This is a genomic window from Actinomadura sp. DC4 (genome assembly GCF_030406325.1).
Classification (GTDB): domain Bacteria; phylum Actinomycetota; class Actinomycetes; order Streptosporangiales; family Streptosporangiaceae; genus Actinoallomurus.
This window is the reverse complement of record NZ_JAUEQY010000004.1, coordinates 186,584-202,359: the sequence shown is the minus strand read 5'-3', so window position 1 is coordinate 202,359 and position 15,776 is coordinate 186,584. Positions and strand designations below refer to the sequence as shown.

The following is a 15,776-nucleotide window of genomic DNA, read 5'->3' as shown; positions in this document are numbered from 1 at the left end:
CAGCTTCACCGCAGGCGTGTTCCAGGATGGTCCGGCACGATCCGGCTGCATGCGACTCATCCAAGGCGGAGTGCTGCTGGCGTCGGCCGGTGCCCTGCTCTTCTCCGCGGCATGCGGGTCCTCCGGCGGTAAGGCCTCGGCCTCGCCGTCCGCTTCGGCGGGCGCGTCGGGTGGCTTCGCCGCGTACGCCGACTGTCTGCGGCAGCACGGTGTGAACATCCCGACCGCGCGGCCCAGCGGGCGCCCGTCCGGCGGTGCCGGAGGCGGAGGCTTCTTCGGCGGCGGTGGTGCCGGCGGCGCGAACCAGGCGGCGCGTCAGGCGTGCCAGTCGCTGGCGCCCAGCGGCGGCTTCGGCGGCGGCCGCGGGATGCAGGAGCTGCAGGCGTACCGCAGCTGCCTGTCCGACCACGGCGTGAAGCTCCCGACGCCCACTCCCGGCGCGCGGCGCACCCCCGGCGCGCAGCGCTCTCCGGGCGCCCGCCGCAGTCCGGGCAACGGGCTCTTCGGCCGCTTCGACACCTCGGACCCGAAGGTGGCCGCGGCGCTCAAGACCTGCAAGCCGCTCCTGCCCTCGATGACGCCGCGCCCGTCCCCGAGCTGACCCCCTCGGCCGCCGCGGCCGTCCTGACCTCCCGCGTGGAGGCCGGCGAACGGTAGCGGTGGCCGGCGTGCCCACGCGGGTCCTCTCCTCGCGCGGGCCCCGGGGCCGCGCGGGACTCTCCCTCCCCCGCGCGGCCCCCGCTCACGGCCGGGCCGGTGCCCACACCCGGCTCGGCCGTACGTGCGCTCAGCCGCCCTGGACGCTCGTGGCCGTCACGGTCCCGTCCTGTCCTGGCGTGCCCTGGACGACCACCGGCGCACCGGCCTTGAGGGACTTGACGGTCGACTTCTTCGAGACCGTCACCTTGGTGGACTTGCCGGTCTTCACCCGGACGATCCCGTTCGGGGTCTGCACGTAGATCGTGTCGCCGTCGACGAGCTTGACGGTGCCCGTGGTGCCGCCGCCGGCGGCGCCTCCCTGGCCGGTCGAGCCCGTACCCGCGCCGCCCGGGAACCGTCCTGCCTGGCCGCCGCCGAAACCTCCGCCCTGGCCGCCGGCCCCGCCCGTGCCGCCTCGCCGTGCGGCGAGCTGGCCGAGCAGGGCGGCGGGGTCGGACGACTTCTTCGCACCCCAGTGCTTGTCCGCCTGCACACCGCCGACGAAACCGGCGATGAGGAGTACCGCGGTGCCGAGGATGACGGTGATGGACGGCGGCCGGCGGCGTGGCCGGGGTTCGGCCGCGAGCTCCTCGGACAGGTCGCCCGCGAACGGGGAGGTGTTCAGCAGGTCCTCCTCTGGCACGTCGGAGGTGTTGAGATCCTCCCGTGGCGCATCAGTGGTCTTGCGCCGGGTTCCAGTCACGGTTGCTCCTATTCGTGGCGGAGGGCTTCGATGGGCCGGAGCTTGGCCGCGCGGTTGGCCGGATAGCTGCCGAAGAAAAGGCCGATCGCGACGGAGACCCCGAGGGCCAGCGCGATCGAGCTGGGGACGATGACCGGCTGGACGCCCACGACCTTGAACTCACTGCCGATGACGCCCGCGGCCACCCCGAGCAGCCCGCCCAGAAGGCTCAGCACGGTGGCCTCGACCAGGAACTGGCCGAGGATGGCGCCTCGCGGCGCGCCGATGGCCTTGCGGATGCCGATCTCGCGGGTCCGCTCGGTGACGGTCACCAGCATGATGTTGGTGATCCCGATTCCACCGACCAGCAGGCTGATCGCGGCGACCGCGCCGAGCAGGACGGTGAACGTCTTGCTGCTACTGCTGATCGCCGACTGCAGCGTCGCCTGGTTGAGGATCTGGAAGTCCGCGGTGTTCGTACCGGTGATGCCGTGCCGCTGGTCGAGAATGTCGGTGATCTCCGACTGCGCGGCGTCGACGGTCTTGGGCGTCTTGGCCTGGACCACGATCTGGTTGAGCGCCCCGTACCCGGTCAGGCTCTCCTGTACGGCCGGCAGCGGCGCGATCGCGACGTCGTCGGCGTCCTGGAATCCCGAGGACCCCTTCGTCTTGAGCACGCCGACGACGGTGAAGTTCACGCCGCTGACGGCGATCTGCTTGCCGATCGCGTCCACCGTGCCGAACAGGTCCTGGTCGACGGTCTGGCCGATCACGACGACCTTCCGGTCGTTCAGCACGTCGTCGGCGGTGAAGTAGGTGCCGCGCTCGACCGGATCGTTGGAGGCCTCGAAGTAGGCCGGGTACGTGCCGACGAACTGCTGGATCGCGTGGCTGGTCCCGGCGTACGTCGCGTTCGCGGACGAGGCGTTCACCACCGGGGAGACGCTCTTGACCGAGGGCGCCGCCGAGGCGTCGGACATCGCGCGCGCGTCGTCGACGGTGAGGTCGCGCGCCTGCGTACGCGGCCCGCTCTGCTGGGCCGCACCGCCTCCGCCACCCAACAACCGCGCGAAACCACCGCCGCCGCGCCCGCCGCCGCCCGACGTGGACGGCGACACGGTCAGCGTGTTGGTGCCGAGCCGCTCGATGTTCTTCTGCACCTGCTTGGACGAGCCGTTGCCGACCGCCACCAGCAGGATCACCGCGCCGACGCCGATCAGGATGCCGAGCGTCGTGAGCCCGCTGCGCAGCTTGTTCGCCGCAAGGCCACGCAGCGCGAACCTGAGCACTTCGCGTGTCATCGGTCGCTCACCGCTCCTCACTCGCTGCGCGGAGGGCTCGTACCTCACCCGCCACTCCGCTCGCTACGTCGGATTCGTTCCCGGTCATCGGTCGCTCACCGCTCCTCACTCGCTGCGCGGAGGGCTCGTACCTCACCCGCCACTCCGCTCGCTACGTCGGATTCGTTCCCGGTCATCGCAGCCCCACCAGCCCAGGCGGCGGCTCGTTCACGTGTGCCGTACGCCGGTCCTCGACGATGTCGCCGTCGACCAGGCGGACCACGCGTTTGGCGTGCCGTGCCACGTCGTCCTCGTGAGTGATGAGCACGATCGTCCGGCCGGCCGCGCTGAGCCCGTCGAGGACGTCCAGCACGTCGGCGGTCGACCGGGTGTCCAGGTTGCCGGTGGGTTCGTCGGCGAGGAGCAGCGCGGGCGCGGTGACGAGAGCGCGTGCGACGGCGACGCGCTGCTGCTGACCGCCGGACAGCTCGTTCGGCTCGTGCTCCACGCGGTCGCTGAGCCCGACCCGGTCGAGGGCGGCGAGCGCGCGCCGTCGCCGTTCGGCGGTCTTCACGCCGCCGTACGCGAGCGGCAGCTCGACGTTGGCCAGCGCGGTCATCCGCGGGATCAGGTTGAACGACTGGAACACGAAACCGATCTTCCGGTTGCGCACGATCGCCAGCCGGCGGTCGTCCAGCGTGCCCACGTCGGTGCCGTCGAGCAGGTAGCGGCCGGAGGTGGGCACGTCGAGGCAGCCGAGGATGTTCATCAGCGTGGACTTGCCGGAGCCGGACGCCCCCATGATCGCGACGTAGTCGCCCTGTTCGACGGCCATGGACACGCCGCGCAGCGCCTGCACCGCGGTACCGCCCTCGCCGTACACCTTGGTCACGTCACGAACGTCGAGGACCGTCATCCACGGCCTCCCGCGCCGCCGCGGGCTCCGCCGCCGCCTCCGCCGATTCCCCCGCCGCCGATGCCGCCGCCGGGGAACCGGCCGGTGGGGAATCCGGTGCCGCCCGTGGTCCCGGTGCTGGCGACCACGACCTGGTCACCCTCGTTGAGTCCGGACTTGATCTCGGTGCCCTGGTCGCCCTGGACGCCGATCTGCACCTGCTTGGGGGTCTGCTTGCCGTTCGACAGGACGGTCACCGTGCTCTGCCCGCCGGCCGTGCGTACGGCGGCGGTCGGCACGTACAGGACGTTCTGCGCGCTCGCCGTGGTCACCTGGACGGTGGCGGTGGCGCCGATGCGCAGGCCCGCGGGCGGGTCGGTCAGCGTCACCGTCACGCCGTACTGCACGACGTTGTTGGTGGTCGTCGAGGTCTGGTCGATCGCGGTGACCTTGCCCGTCGCCCGGGTGCCCTGCATCGCGTCGAAGGTGACCGAGGCCGCCTGGCCCTTCTTGACCTTCGCGACGTCGGTCTCGGTGAACTCTCCCTCGATCTGGAGCTTCCCGGTGTCGGCCATCGTGATGAACCCGCTGCCGGAGCTGCTGGACGAGGAGCTGCTGCTGCTGGAGGAAGACGAGGAGGACGAGCCTCCGCTCGCACCCGTACCCCCGCTGGAGCCGCTGCTGCCGGACGAGCCGGAGCTGCTGCTCGATCCGCCGGAGGAGCCGCCGACCGTGCCGTTGACCGCGACGATCGTGCCGCTGAAGGGCGCCTTGAGCACGGTGCCGTCGAGCGAGCGTTTCGCGCTGTCGTAGGAGGTCTTGGCCTGGATGTAGCTGGAGTAGCCGGAGGGGGTCGAGGTGTCACCCGCCTCGGCCGCGGCGAGGGAGGCCTCGGCGGACTTCAGGCCGTCCTGCGCGCTCGCGTCGTCGAGCGTGGCGAGGACCTTGCCCTTCTTCACCTTGTCGCCGACATGGACCTTGATCGAGTCCACGGTGCCGCTGGTGCCGAAGGCGAGGTCACGGGAGTTCGCGCTGGCGACCGAACCGGACGCCGATACCGACGACACGACGGTGCCGCGGGTCACTCGTCCGATGCGACCGGGAGAGGACGCACCGGCGTCGTCGTGCAATGACAGGTACGCGACGCCGACACCGACGATGAGAAGGAGGGCCAGGCCGCCGTTGATCAACAGCCGCCGGCGACGGAGTAGGGCTTTCACCCGCTACAGCGTTGTGGACGCGGCTGGGGTGAACCTGATGCAACCCTGAAAGGTTCCTGCGTGCTTTGGCCGCCGTACGCCCCCCGGCCGGCCGGGCAGCCGTCCTTCAGGAAACTCTCAGGCTGGACTCGGGTCGCCGTCACTTTCGCACACCAGGATCCTTGCCCGTGAAGTGGCCGACTCTGCGCGATGTTCGCAAACCCCCCTGGCTCGCCGCGGGCGCGGTCGTCGTGCTCGCCAGCGGGCTGGTCGCCGTGGGCGACTCGCCCGCGCGCGGAGTGTCGCAGGCGACCGTACTGCGCGGAGACGTCACCGCCACCGCCGGCGCGGCCGGGAACGTACAGAGCGCCGACACACGCGACCTGGTCTTCGGCACGTCCGGCACGGTGACGAAGATCGAGGTGGCGCCGGGCGACAAAGTGAGCGCCGGCGCGGTCCTCGCGCGCATCGACGACTCGGACGCCAAGGCGCAGGTCGAGGTCGCCAAGGCGGGCGTCGCCGCGGCCGACGACACCTACGACAAGGCGGAGCAGGGGATCTGCACGGGCGGCGGTGGCGGGGGCTCTGGCGGTTCGGGGGGTGCCGGCGCCGAGGCGGCCGGATACAGCGAGAACGCGGTGCACGGCCGGACGCCGACCGCCCGGCCGACGCCGAGCCGGACTCCGACGCCGAGGCCCACGCGGACGACGCCGTCCCCCACGCGGAAGCCCCCCACGACGTCGCGGCCGACGTCAAAGCCGACGTCGCGGCCGACCAAGAGGCCCACCCCGACGCCCACCCGGACGACGCCGAAGCCCACCCCGACGCCGACGCGTACGAGCCCGCGGCCGACGCGATCCCCGACCGGCCGTCCCTCGGGACGTCCCGGCCAGGGCGGCGGTGGCGGTGGTGCCCTCGGCGGTGGTAACGGTTCCCGGGGTGGCGGCGGTTCCCGGGGTGGCGGCGGCAACGCCTGCAAGGCCAACTCGGTGGAACTGGCCGCCGCGAGCGTCACCGCGGCCGAGGTCAAGGAGCGCGAGGCCGTGCGCACCCTGGCCGCGACGAAGCTGACCGCGCCGATCGACGGCACGATCCTGGCCGTGGACGGTACGGTCGGCGGCCAGGTCGCGGGCCAGAGCCGTACCCCGTTCGTCACCCTCGGCGACCTGAACGACCTGCAGGTCCAGGCGATGTTCCCGCTCGGCGAGGTGAACCGGCTCAAACTCGGCCAGGCCGCCACGATCGGCCTGGGCATGCTGCCGGGCCACACCTACCGTGGCACGGTCGCCCGCGTCGACCCGGCCGCGACGACCAGCGGCAGCCGCGCCCTGTTCGGCGTGATGGTCGCCCTGGACGACGTACCACCGCCGGGCCTGCGCACGGGCATGAGCGCGACCGTAGAGGTGGCGACCGCCCAGGCCGAGGACACGCTGTACGTCCCGGCCGCCGCCGTCCACCCGAAACCCTCCGGCGACCTGGCGACGGTCCTGGTCCGCAGCGGAAGCCGAACGACCGCCCGGACGGTGCACATAGGCGTACGCGGTGACCGGTACGTCGCCGTCACCTCGGGCCTGACCGCCGGCGACCACGTGGTCCTGCCGACGGGCACCGGCCCGGACGGCTTCCCGAGCAGCACGTTCCCAGGCACCTGAGGGCCGATCCGGAGAGTCCGGCGCCGGCGGAGGTGCCGCCGCCGGACTCCCTCGGTCCTGTGGGGGATGCCCTCACCCTGGCCCGGGCACGGTGAGGGCATCCCCCACAGGACGACACACCCCGCCCGGAAGCCGACGGCCGCGCCGGACGGGCCTTGGAAGATCTGTCATACCCGGGTGCGCGCCGGAGTGAGGATGGCGGCCGCGGTCAGGGTCGGACCATGCCGGGGGTGATCGGCGTGGCCCGGCCGGACCGGCTCGCTGCCGGGTCGGGAAGGCGCCCTCACTCGTCTACGACGCCACCCGGCGCGCCTAACACGACGCCTACGGCCATGACGTCACTCGACGTCTCCCGGCGGCCGGGCCGGTGACCACCGCGGGGCGTTCGGGCGGGCATCTCACGGATGGCCGGGGGCCCGGTTCGGTACGGGAATGCGGACGGCCCGGCCGGATGGGTGCCGGTCGGGCCGTCTGGGCGGTGCCCCGCGGGCGGCATGGGCGCCGCACGTCTCTTCGCTCGGCGGTCAGGTGCCTGAGCTCGAGGTCAGCGTGATGTTGGTCGTGTGCTTCTGCCCGCCGCGGACGTACGTCAGGGCGATCTTGTCGCCCGGGCTGTGGCCGCGGATCGCGGCCGAGAGCGCGTCGGCGCCGTCGATGGCCTTGCCGTCCACCGCCGTCACGACGTCGCCCTCCTTCAGCCCGGACGAGGCCGCCGGCGTGTTGCTCTGCACGCTCGCCACCAGCGCGCCCTGCTGGCCGCCGGCCGCGTCCGAGAGCGTCACGCCCAGGTAGGCGTGGGTGGCCTTGCCGGTCTTGATGAGCTGGTCGGCCACCTGCTTGGCCGTGTCGATCGGGATGGCGAAGCCGACGCCGATGTTGCCGTTGCCGCCGCCCGAGGTGGCGATCGCGGTGTTGATGCCGATCACCTGGCCGGAGCCGTTCACGAGCGGGCCGCCCGAGTTGCCCGGGTTGATGGCCGCGTCGGTCTGGATCGCGTCACCGATGGCCGTGCCGCCGGAGCTACCGGAGCCGCCTCCCTGCTGGCCGCCGCCGAAGCCCGGGATGCCGGGCTGCTGCTGTTGCTGCTCGCCGCTCTCGCTGAGCGTGCGGTGCAGGGCGCTGATGATGCCCGAGGTCACCGAACCCTCCAGGCCGAGCGGGCTGCCGATCGCGACCACCGGGTCGCCGACCTGCAACTGGTCGCTGTTGCCGAACGTCACCGGCTTCAGCCCGGACACGCCGGCCGCCTTGATCACGGCGAGGTCGGTCGCCGGGTCCGTGCCGACGATGTCGGCCGAGACCTTCTTGCCGTTGTTGAACTTCACCGAGATCTGGCCGCCCTGGGAGGCGTCCGTGACCACGTGGTTGTTGGTGAGGATCATCCCGTCGGAGCGGGTGATGACGCCGGTGCCCTCGTCCTCGCCCTGCTGGGTCGTCACCGTGATCGACACGGTGCTCGGCTGTACGGCCTGGGCGATCGCCGCGACGCCGGTGGCGGACTTGCTGGACGCCGGCTTCACCGCGGTCGGGCTCGCGTACGTGGTGCCGTCGTTCCCGATCACCGCGGCCACGGCGCCGCCGGCCAGGCCGCCGCCGAGGACCAGGGCCAGCGCCAGGCCGCCCGCGGCCGCCTTGCGCCGTCCGGTCCACCACGGCTGTCCCGGCGGGGTGCCGTAACCGGTGGAGGCCGGCTGGCCGTACACGTGCTGGTCCCCGTAGCCGGGCTGGCCGTAGGCCTGCTGGCCGTACGCGTGCTGCCCCGGCCCGGTCTCGTCGTCCACCGGCTGCCGCGGCTGCGGAGGCGGCCACGCCTGCACATACCCCGGCTGGCCCTGCGGTCCCGGCTGCTGCGACTCCGACGCCGAGGAGGCGCCGGGTCCCCGCTCGGACTCCACTGACGCTTCGCCGTGCGGCTCTTCCGAGTGCCCGCCGACTGGCTGGTCATGGGTCTCCATCGCTCACTCCCCAAGATCCCTCATTTGGTGATACTCAGAGGATCGCGGGCGGGACTGGATCCACCCTGAGACCCGCCTGAAGGTTGCCGCAATAAGGCCTGTGTTAAAGGCGATCAAGTCCTAGAACGTGTCTGACAGACAGGCACTACGACTGCGTGGACTCGACGGCGTCGGCCTCGACGGCGTCCGGGTCCAGCGGCAGGACGACGCGGAAGGTCGCGCCCTCGCCGGGCGCGGTGTCCACCTCCACCGAGCCGCCGTGCGCCTCCACCAGGCCGGCGACGATCGCCAGCCCCAGTCCCGTACCCCCGCGGCTGCGTGCCGGGTCCGCGCGGTAGAACCGCTCGAACACCCGCTCCGCCTGCTCGGCCGGCATGCCCGGACCGCTGTCCGCGACCTCCAGTACGGCCGCCGGGGCCTCGCCGAGCAGCCCGGACCGTACGATCACCTCGATCGAGGTGCCGGCCGGGGTGTGCCGGAGCGCGTTGTTCACGAGGTTGCCGATCACCTGCCGGAGGCGCACCTCGTCGCCGGTCACGATGAAGGCCGAGCCGCTCCGCACCGACAGCGCGATGTCCCGGTCGCCGTCCATGACCCGCGCGTCCTGTACGGCGTCGGCGGCCAGCGCGAGCAGGTCGACCGGCCGCCGCGCGAGCGGGCGCTGCTGGTCGAGCCGGGCCAGCAGCAGCAGGTCATCGACGAGGATCCCCATGCGGGCGGCCTCGTCCTCGACCCGGCCGATCAGCCGGTCCAGCTCGTCCGGCGGGACGTCCGAACGCTGCCGGTAGTACTCCGCGAAGCCGCGGATCACCGCCAGCGGCGTACGCAGCTCGTGGCTGGCGTCGGCGACGAAGCGCCGCATCCGCCCCTCCGACTCCCGCGCGGTCGCCTCCGAGGCCGACTGGGCGCGGAACGCCGTCTCGATCTGGGACAGCATTCCGTTCAGCGCGTTGCCCAGGCGGCCGACCTCGGTACCCGCGCCGGCGTCCGGCACCCGGCGGGACAGGTCGCCGGCGGCGATGGCCTCGGCGGTGTGCTCGATGTTGACCAGGGGCCGCAGGCTGGCGCGGACGATCGCCACGCCCAGCCCGGCGACGAGGACCAGCACGATGCTGCCGACGACGATCTCGACGCCGACGAGACGGCCGGCCGTACGGGCGACGTCGCGCAGATCCGTGCCCACGATCACGTATCCGCCGTCGATCGGCTCGACGTGGACGCGCCAGCGTACGTCGCCGGACACCGCGTCGACCGTGACCGCCTCGGCGGTGTGGGAGGCCAGCCAGGACGGGTCCTGCGGGATGGCGGGCTCGGGTACGGGGTCACGCCAGATCGACGGCGGCGTGCCGGTCACGAGCTTTCCGGTCGAGTCGCGTACCTGGAAGATGTACTGCCCGGCCACCGGCACCTTGGCCTGGAACGGCCCGGGCTGGTTGATCACCCGGGCCGTCACGCGCGCCGCGCCGGTGAGCTGCCGGTCCGTCTTGTCCAGCAGGTAGCCGCGCATCGCCGAGACGCTCGCGACGCTGACCGCGACGAGTGCCAGGGCGACCATCGTCAGCACGGCGGCGATGAGCTTGATCCGCAGCGGGGTCCGTGCGGACAGGCGGGTCACCCAGGTCGGCATTTACTGCTCCGGCGGCAGGCGCAGTACGTAGCCGACCCCGCGCAGGGTGTGGATGAGGCGGGGGCCGAGCTTGTCGAGCTTGCGGCGCAGCACCGAGACGTAGGACTCCACGATCCCGGTGTCTCCGCGGAAGTCGTAGTCCCAGACGTGGTCGAGGATCTGCGCCTTGGACAGCACGCGGTTGGCGTTGGTCATGAAGTAGCGCAACAGCTTGAACTCGGTGGGCGAGAGCTGGATCGGCTTGCCGGACCTCCAGACCTCGTGGCTCTCCTCGTCCAGCTCGAGGTCGGCGAAGCTGAGCCGCGGCGGCGGCTCGGCCGGCCCGCCCTGCGCGCGGCGGAGCACGGCGCGGATGCGGGCGATGACCTCCTCCAGGCTGAACGGCTTGGTCACGTAGTCGTCGCCGCCGAGCGTCAGTCCGCGGATCTTGTCCTGGGTGGCGTCGCGCGCGGTCAGGAACAGCACCGGGATGTGCGCCCCGCCCCCGCGCAGCCTGCGGATGACGTCGAAGCCGTCCATGTCGGGCAGCATCACGTCGAGCACGATGAGGTCCGGGCGGCGCTGCAGGGCCACCTGTACGGCGTCGCCGCCGCCGGTCGCGGTGACGACCTCGAATCCGGCGTATCGGAGACTGCCCGACAGGAGCTCCAGGATGTTGGGTTCGTCCTCGACCACGAGTAGTCGCGCTTCGGTCACGGTCCCATCCTGGCCTGCGGAGTTGAGGATTATCTGAAAGTGCCCTGACGAAGGTCTGGAGGAACACACTTCGAGACCTGGGCGTTCATAGCCATCGGAGCTGGCCTCGGCCAAGGCGACACGCCGCGCTCCACGGGGTTACACCGACCTGTTGCGGTCGGGATAGATGTAGATTGCACATATATAATGCGAGTGGGGTACGGCCCCCCGGCCTTGGGGGGCTCCCGGCGGAGGGCCGCATTGGTGACCAGGGCATATCCGGCATGAGCCGGCTCGCACCAGCTCCGACTATCCCTGTCCCCGATGCCAGGATCCGGCCACGCTGGTGGCGCGAGGTGATCCTGCTCGGGGTGATGTATCTCATGTACGACGGCGTGCGCCTGCTGGTCTCGGCGGGGCACGGCGAGGCGTTCACGAACGCCCACCGCGTACTCAGCCTGGAGCGTTTTCTAGGCGTCTCGGAAGAGGTGCCGATCAACCACGCCGTGTCCGCCAGCCCGGCGCTCGGCGTGCCCATGTCCTACGCGTACGCCGCGCTGCACTACCTCGTCACGCCGGTGGTGCTGGTCTGGCTGTGGCGGACCCGGCCGTGGCGCTACCGCGGTGCCCGTACGGCGCTGGTGGTCGCCACGCTGCTCGGCCTGATCGGCTTCTCTCTCTTCCCGACCGCCCCGCCGCGCATGATGCCCGGCTTCGTGGACACGCTGGCGAAGTATCACGAGTGGGGTTGGTGGGGCGCCGCGGCCAGCGCGCCCAAGGGCCTGGCCGGCCTGACGAACGAGTTCGCCGCGATGCCGTCGCTGCACGTCGGCTGGGCGGCCTGGTGCGGCTGGCAGATCGCGCGCAACGCCCGCTGGCGCTGGCTGCAGGTGGTCGGCGCCCTCTATCCGGTCTTCATGGTCACCGTCGTGGTCGGCACCGCGAACCACTACATCGCGGACGCCGTCGCGGGCCTCGCCGTCATCCTCGTCGGAGCGGCGATCGCCCGGCTACGGGAGAGACGCTGGGCCTACCCCTCGCGCTGATCGGCGTCGGGCCCCTGCTTCTCCGGGGTCTTGACGGCCTCGGCCTGACGGCGTTCCCAGTCGGCCTGGCGCAGGTCCTCCTCGTGCGGCGCCTGGATGCGGCTGATCCGCTTGTTCATCGAGCGGATGAGGAAGAACAGCGTGACGCCGAGCGCGGCGACGACGAGGAACGCGGTGACGCCAGGGGTGACCTCGTCTTCGGTGACCGCGAGAAACGTTATGGCAGACACACCTTCTCCTCGACCTCGTGGACGCCGGCGAACAGGTCGTCCTCCGGGAGTTCGGTGTCGACCAGCGAACGAGCCAAATGGTAGTCCTCGGTCGGCCATGCCTTGCGCTTGAGGTCGGTCGGGCAGGAGAAGAAGGGGCCGTTCGGGTCGATCTGCGTGGCGTGCGCGATCAGCGCCTGGTCCCGTACCTCGAAGTAGTCACCGCACGGCACCTTGGTGGTGATCTCCCACTTGACCGGGCGCTCGTCCCAGCGCTTGAGCATCTCCACGTACGGCGACTCGAGGCCCGCCTCGAGCATGGCCTGGTGCTCGGCGATGAACCGGTCGTGGTGGAAGGTCATGTGGTAGTAGAGCTTCAGCGGCTGCCAGGGCGCACCCGTGCCGGGGTAGCGGTCCGGGTCGCCGGCCGCCTCGAACGCCTCCACCGAGACCTTGTGGGTCATGATGTGGTCCGGGTGCGGATAGCCGCCGTTCTCGTCGTAGGTCAGCACGACGTGCGGGCGGAACTCCCGTACGGCGCGGACGAGCGGCTCGCTGGCGACCTCGAGCGGCTGCAGGCCGAAGCAGCCCTCGGGCAGCGGCGGCAGCGGGTCGCCCTCGGGCAGCCCCGAGTCGACGAAGCCGAGCCACTGCTGGTCGACGCCGAGGATGCGCCGCGCCTCGGCCATCTCCTGCATGCGCACCGCGGGCAGGTCGGCCTTGATCTCCGGCCGGTCCATCGCCGGGTTGAGGATGTCGCCGCGCTCACCGCCGGTGCAGGTCACGACGAGGACCTGGACGCCCTCGGCGGCGTAGCGCGCCATGGTCGCCGCACCCTTGCTGGACTCGTCGTCCGGGTGGGCGTGCACGGCCATCAGGCGCAGTGGTTCGCGACACGTCGAGGTCTCGGACAACTCTGGCTCCCCGTGAGCGTAAGGTCGTATTCGTCCGGCACGGGCCTCCAGAGAATCGGCGGCCGCGCCCGCATGACTTGATTCTCCCTGAGAACAACCGCGCCCCGCACGGAGATTCCCATGACCACGATGACCACCGGCAACCGGCGGAACTGGCTCGCCTACACGGTCATCGGGGTGTTCGTCGGCATCTGCGCCATCGGCTGGGCGATCATCATGGCGCACACGGACGGCAACCCCTCCATCAGCCCGCAGATCATCTCGTGGCAGGCCGCCGACCGGTCGGTGCGCGTGCACTACGAGATCGCCAAGTCCAAGGGCGACGACGTACGCTGCGCGCTCATCGCGTACGACACCGCTCACGCGGAAGTCGGACGTGTCGAGGTGGTCGTTCCGCCCGGAACGGGGAACGTGGACCGGCATCAGGAGGTGCCGACGTCGGCGCGGCCCACCGCCGTCGACGTCCAGGAGTGTCGAGCAGGTTAATACCGGCTCTCCTATGGGGAACAAACAAGAGCGTCATAACGACACAAAGCTCTCTTGCACTGGCTACTTCACGTTTGAATGCCGGTAGCCTTGAGAGTTCTACGGCCGCACTTCACGTGGATGAGGAGTACCCGTGACCGAGACCCGCGACGCCAACGTCACCTGGCTTACGCAGGAGGCGTACGACCGGCTCAAGCAGGAGCTGGATTACCTCACGGGCGATGGCCGGATCGAGATCGCCGCCAAGATCGAGGCCGCCCGCGACGAAGGTGACCTGAAAGAGAACGGCGGATACCACGCCGCGAAAGAAGAGCAGGGCAAGCAGGAGGGCAGAGTCCTCCAACTTCAGCAGATCCTGCTCAACGCGCGCGTCGGCGAGGCGCCGCGCACCGAGGGAGTGGTCGGTCCCGGAATGACCGTCACCGTCCAGTTCGCCGGTGACGACGAGGAGGTCACGTTCCTCCTGGCCTCGCGCGAAGAGAGCGGTGCCCCGATCGACGTCTACTCCCCCAAGTCGCCGCTGGGTGCGGCGATCAACGGCAAGAAGGTCGGCGAGAAGGCCAAGTACACGATGCCCAACGGCCGGAGCATGGCCGTGGAGATCATCGACGCCACGCCCTACGCGGGCACCTGACCTCGCTCATTGCCGTACGGCGGCACGCACCAACGGCAGGGTCCGCTGGTGCACCGGGGTCGCGAGCGCGATCACGGTGGACGCCCGCCGCACGCCTTCCACATCGACGATCAGGTCGATGACCCGTTGCAGGTCCTGGTTGCCGCGTCCGACGATGCGGCACAGCATGTCGCCCCCGCCGGTGATCGTATGCACTTCGATCACCTCGGGGACGGCGGCCAGGAGTGCCGCCACCGAGTCGTGCCCGCCCGCCTGCCGGATCTCCAGTGTCACGAACGCGGTGACCTGGTATCCCAGGGCGGCCGGGTCGACCTCGGGGCCGAACCCCCGGATCACGCCGCGCTCCTGGAGCCGGTCGAGCCGTGCCTGCACCGTGCCGCGCGCGACGCCGAGCCGGCGTGAGCACTCGAGCACGCCGATCCGCGGCTCGGCGGTGAGCAGTTCGATCAGCCGAGCGTCGATGTCGTCGATCACCGGACCCCCTCGATCGGCGTAGGCAGGGTGTACAGATTTCAGGTACGACCCCACCGCTGACTGTACAAGTTGTCCAGTCATTCGGAGCTCCCTTGCGCAACCTGCGCCCAGGATCGACATTGTGGGAGTCAATTCACTTGTCGCGCAAGGAGCACCATGACGACCGCAGCCAACGAGCACGCCGTCGCGGCGGACCCGCGCGGAGCGGACGACTTCCCGGTCAAGGGCATGGACGCCGTCGTCTTCGCCGTGGGCAATGCCAAGCAGGCCGCGCACTACTACTCGACCGCCTTCGGGATGCGCTGCGTCGCGTACAAGGGCCCCGAGACCGGCAGCCGGGACGAGGCCGCGTACGTCATGGAGTCCGGTGGCGCGCGGTTCGTCCTCAAGGGCGCGGTGCACGCCGGGACCGACCTCGGCCGCCACGTCGCCGAGCACGGCGACGGCGCGATCGACCTGGCCATCGAGGTGCCGGACGCCACGGCCGCGTACGAGCACGCGGTCGCCCAGGGCGCGATCGGCCTGGAGACCCCGCACGCCGTCGAGGACGAGCACGGCACGGTCGTGATCGCGGCGATCGCCACGTACGGCGAGACCCGGCACTCGCTGGTCGAGCGGACCGCCTACACCGGCCCGTACCTGCCCGGATACATCGCCGCGGACCCGATCGTCACCCCCGCGAAGAAGCGCTACTTCCAGGCGATCGACCACTGTGTCGGCAACGTCGAGCTCGGCCGGATGGACGAGTGGGTGGACTTCTACAAGCGCGTTATGGGCTTCACGAACATGAAGGAGTTCATCGGCGACGACATCGCCACGGAGTACTCCGCGCTCATGTCCAAGGTGGTCGCCGACGGCCGGGGCAAGGTGAAGTTCCCGCTGAACGAGCCCGCGATCGCCAAGAAGAAGTCTCAGATCGATGAGTACCTGGAGTTCTACGGCGGGCCCGGCATGCAGCACATCGCCCTCGCCACGAACGACATCCTCTACTCCGTCGACGCGATGCGCGCCGCCGGCGTGGAGTTCCTGAACACCCCCGCGTCCTACTACGAGGACGCGGAGCTGCGGGAGCGGATCGGCGAGGTGCGCGTGCCGATCGAGGAGCTGCAGAGCCGCGGCATCCTGGTCGACCGCGACGAGGACGGCTACCTCCTGCAGATCTTCACCAAGCCGGTGCAGGACCGCCCGACGGTCTTCTTCGAGCTGATCGAGCGGCACGGCTCGCTCGGCTTCGGCAAGGGGAACTTCAAGGCCCTGTTCGAGGCGATCGAGCGCGAGCAGGAGCTGCGCGGCAACCTGTGACGCGTGGTCCTTGGCAACCCGGGTCCCAACGGGTTGCCAAGGACGCC

The 15,776-nt window shown here is 70.9% G+C and carries 16 protein-coding genes; 6 read left to right on the top strand and 10 right to left on the bottom strand.

Annotation, left to right across the window (positions count from 1 at the left end; translation table 11 throughout):
* The first annotated feature begins 49 nt into the window (after positions 1–49).
* Positions 50–601, top strand: a complete 552-nt coding sequence (locus QWU11_RS08250) for a hypothetical protein (RefSeq protein ID WP_290104451.1) — start codon at positions 50–52, stop codon at positions 599–601.
* Positions 602–787: 186 nt separating this feature from the next.
* On the opposite strand, the gene QWU11_RS08245 is transcribed toward QWU11_RS08250, so the two are convergent.
* The 4 genes from QWU11_RS08245 to QWU11_RS08230 form a co-directional block, all read right to left on the bottom strand.
* Positions 788–1,402 (bottom strand): hypothetical protein, encoded by a 615-nt coding sequence (locus QWU11_RS08245; RefSeq protein ID WP_290104450.1) that lies wholly within the window; start codon positions 1,400–1,402, stop codon positions 788–790.
* 8 nt (positions 1,403–1,410) lie between these two features.
* Positions 1,411–2,682 carry an ABC transporter permease gene (locus QWU11_RS08240; protein ID WP_290104449.1) on the bottom strand — a complete coding sequence of 424 codons (1,272 nt, stop codon included), beginning with the start codon at positions 2,680–2,682 and terminating at the stop codon, positions 1,411–1,413.
* A 172-nt stretch (positions 2,683–2,854) separates the two neighbouring features.
* Positions 2,855–3,577, bottom strand: a complete 723-nt coding sequence (locus tag QWU11_RS08235) for an ABC transporter ATP-binding protein (protein ID WP_290104448.1) — start codon at positions 3,575–3,577, stop codon at positions 2,855–2,857.
* A complete protein-coding gene (locus tag QWU11_RS08230) occupies positions 3,574–4,776 on the bottom strand; it encodes an HlyD family efflux transporter periplasmic adaptor subunit (protein WP_290104447.1) in 1,203 nt (400 codons plus the stop codon). Before QWU11_RS08230 ends, QWU11_RS08235 begins: the two co-directional genes overlap by 4 nt.
* A 167-nt stretch (positions 4,777–4,943) precedes the next feature.
* Between QWU11_RS08230 and QWU11_RS08225 the strand changes: the two genes are divergently transcribed.
* On the top strand, positions 4,944–6,407 hold the full coding sequence (locus tag QWU11_RS08225; RefSeq protein WP_290104446.1) for an efflux RND transporter periplasmic adaptor subunit: 1,464 nt from the start codon (positions 4,944–4,946) through the stop codon (positions 6,405–6,407).
* Between the two features lie 524 nt (positions 6,408–6,931).
* On the opposite strand, the gene QWU11_RS08220 is transcribed toward QWU11_RS08225, so the two are convergent.
* The 3 genes from QWU11_RS08220 to QWU11_RS08210 form a co-directional block, all read right to left on the bottom strand.
* Positions 6,932–8,362 carry a trypsin-like peptidase domain-containing protein gene (locus tag QWU11_RS08220; protein ID WP_290104445.1) on the bottom strand — a complete coding sequence of 477 codons (1,431 nt, stop codon included), beginning with the start codon at positions 8,360–8,362 and terminating at the stop codon, positions 6,932–6,934.
* Between the two features lie 145 nt (positions 8,363–8,507).
* A complete protein-coding gene (locus QWU11_RS08215) occupies positions 8,508–9,989 on the bottom strand; it encodes a HAMP domain-containing sensor histidine kinase (RefSeq protein WP_290104444.1) in 1,482 nt (493 codons plus the stop codon).
* Positions 9,990–10,685, bottom strand: a complete 696-nt coding sequence (locus QWU11_RS08210) for a response regulator transcription factor (RefSeq protein ID WP_290104443.1) — start codon at positions 10,683–10,685, stop codon at positions 9,990–9,992.
* A 335-nt stretch (positions 10,686–11,020) separates the two neighbouring features.
* On the opposite strand from QWU11_RS08210, the gene QWU11_RS08205 reads away from it, so the two are divergent.
* Positions 11,021–11,710, top strand: a complete 690-nt coding sequence (locus QWU11_RS08205) for a phosphatase PAP2 family protein (RefSeq protein WP_290104442.1) — start codon at positions 11,021–11,023, stop codon at positions 11,708–11,710.
* Here the strand turns inward: QWU11_RS08205 and QWU11_RS08200 are convergent.
* Positions 11,695–11,940: a hypothetical protein gene (locus QWU11_RS08200; RefSeq protein WP_290104441.1), complete on the bottom strand. Its 246-nt coding sequence runs from the start codon at positions 11,938–11,940 to the stop codon at positions 11,695–11,697. The two genes, QWU11_RS08205 and QWU11_RS08200, sit on opposite strands and share 16 nt — an antisense overlap.
* The gene (gene mca / locus QWU11_RS08195) at positions 11,928–12,794 is read right to left on the bottom strand and encodes a mycothiol conjugate amidase Mca (protein ID WP_290104686.1); all 867 of its coding nucleotides are present in this window, start codon (positions 12,792–12,794) and stop codon (positions 11,928–11,930) included. The genes QWU11_RS08200 and mca overlap by 13 nt, the downstream gene beginning before the upstream one ends.
* Positions 12,795–12,953: 159 nt before the next feature.
* Between mca and QWU11_RS08190 the strand changes: the two genes are divergently transcribed.
* Both QWU11_RS08190 and greA read left to right on the top strand, forming a co-directional pair.
* Positions 12,954–13,319, top strand: a complete 366-nt coding sequence (locus tag QWU11_RS08190) for a DUF4307 domain-containing protein (protein ID WP_290104440.1) — start codon at positions 12,954–12,956, stop codon at positions 13,317–13,319.
* Positions 13,320–13,452: 133 nt separating this feature from the next.
* The gene (gene greA, locus QWU11_RS08185; protein WP_290104439.1) at positions 13,453–13,953 is read left to right on the top strand and encodes a transcription elongation factor GreA; all 501 of its coding nucleotides are present in this window, start codon (positions 13,453–13,455) and stop codon (positions 13,951–13,953) included.
* 6 nt (positions 13,954–13,959) lie between these two features.
* Here the strand turns inward: greA and QWU11_RS08180 are convergent, their stop codons facing one another.
* Positions 13,960–14,427, bottom strand: a complete 468-nt coding sequence (locus QWU11_RS08180) for an Lrp/AsnC family transcriptional regulator (protein WP_290104438.1) — start codon at positions 14,425–14,427, stop codon at positions 13,960–13,962.
* A 156-nt stretch (positions 14,428–14,583) separates the two neighbouring features.
* On the opposite strand from QWU11_RS08180, the gene hppD reads away from it, so the two are divergent.
* Positions 14,584–15,729 (top strand): 4-hydroxyphenylpyruvate dioxygenase, encoded by a 1,146-nt coding sequence (gene hppD, locus QWU11_RS08175; RefSeq protein WP_290104437.1) that lies wholly within the window; start codon positions 14,584–14,586, stop codon positions 15,727–15,729.
* The last annotated feature ends 47 nt before the right edge of the window (positions 15,730–15,776 follow it).

Coding starts and splice junctions, on each gene's coding strand:
- QWU11_RS08240 (WP_290104449.1), bottom strand. CDS start 2,682: ATGACACGCGAAGTGCTCAGGTTCGCGCTGCGTGGCCTTGCGGCGAAC.
- QWU11_RS08190 (WP_290104440.1), top strand. CDS start 12,954: ATGACCACGATGACCACCGGCAACCGGCGGAACTGGCTCGCCTACACG.
- QWU11_RS08220 (WP_290104445.1), bottom strand. CDS start 8,362: ATGGAGACCCATGACCAGCCAGTCGGCGGGCACTCGGAAGAGCCGCAC.
- mca (WP_290104686.1), bottom strand. CDS start 12,794: ATGGCCGTGCACGCCCACCCGGACGACGAGTCCAGCAAGGGTGCGGCG.
- hppD (WP_290104437.1), top strand. CDS start 14,584: ATGACGACCGCAGCCAACGAGCACGCCGTCGCGGCGGACCCGCGCGGA.
- QWU11_RS08215 (WP_290104444.1), bottom strand. CDS start 9,989: ATGCCGACCTGGGTGACCCGCCTGTCCGCACGGACCCCGCTGCGGATC.
- QWU11_RS08235 (WP_290104448.1), bottom strand. CDS start 3,577: ATGACGGTCCTCGACGTTCGTGACGTGACCAAGGTGTACGGCGAGGGC.
- QWU11_RS08250 (WP_290104451.1), top strand. CDS start 50: ATGCGACTCATCCAAGGCGGAGTGCTGCTGGCGTCGGCCGGTGCCCTG.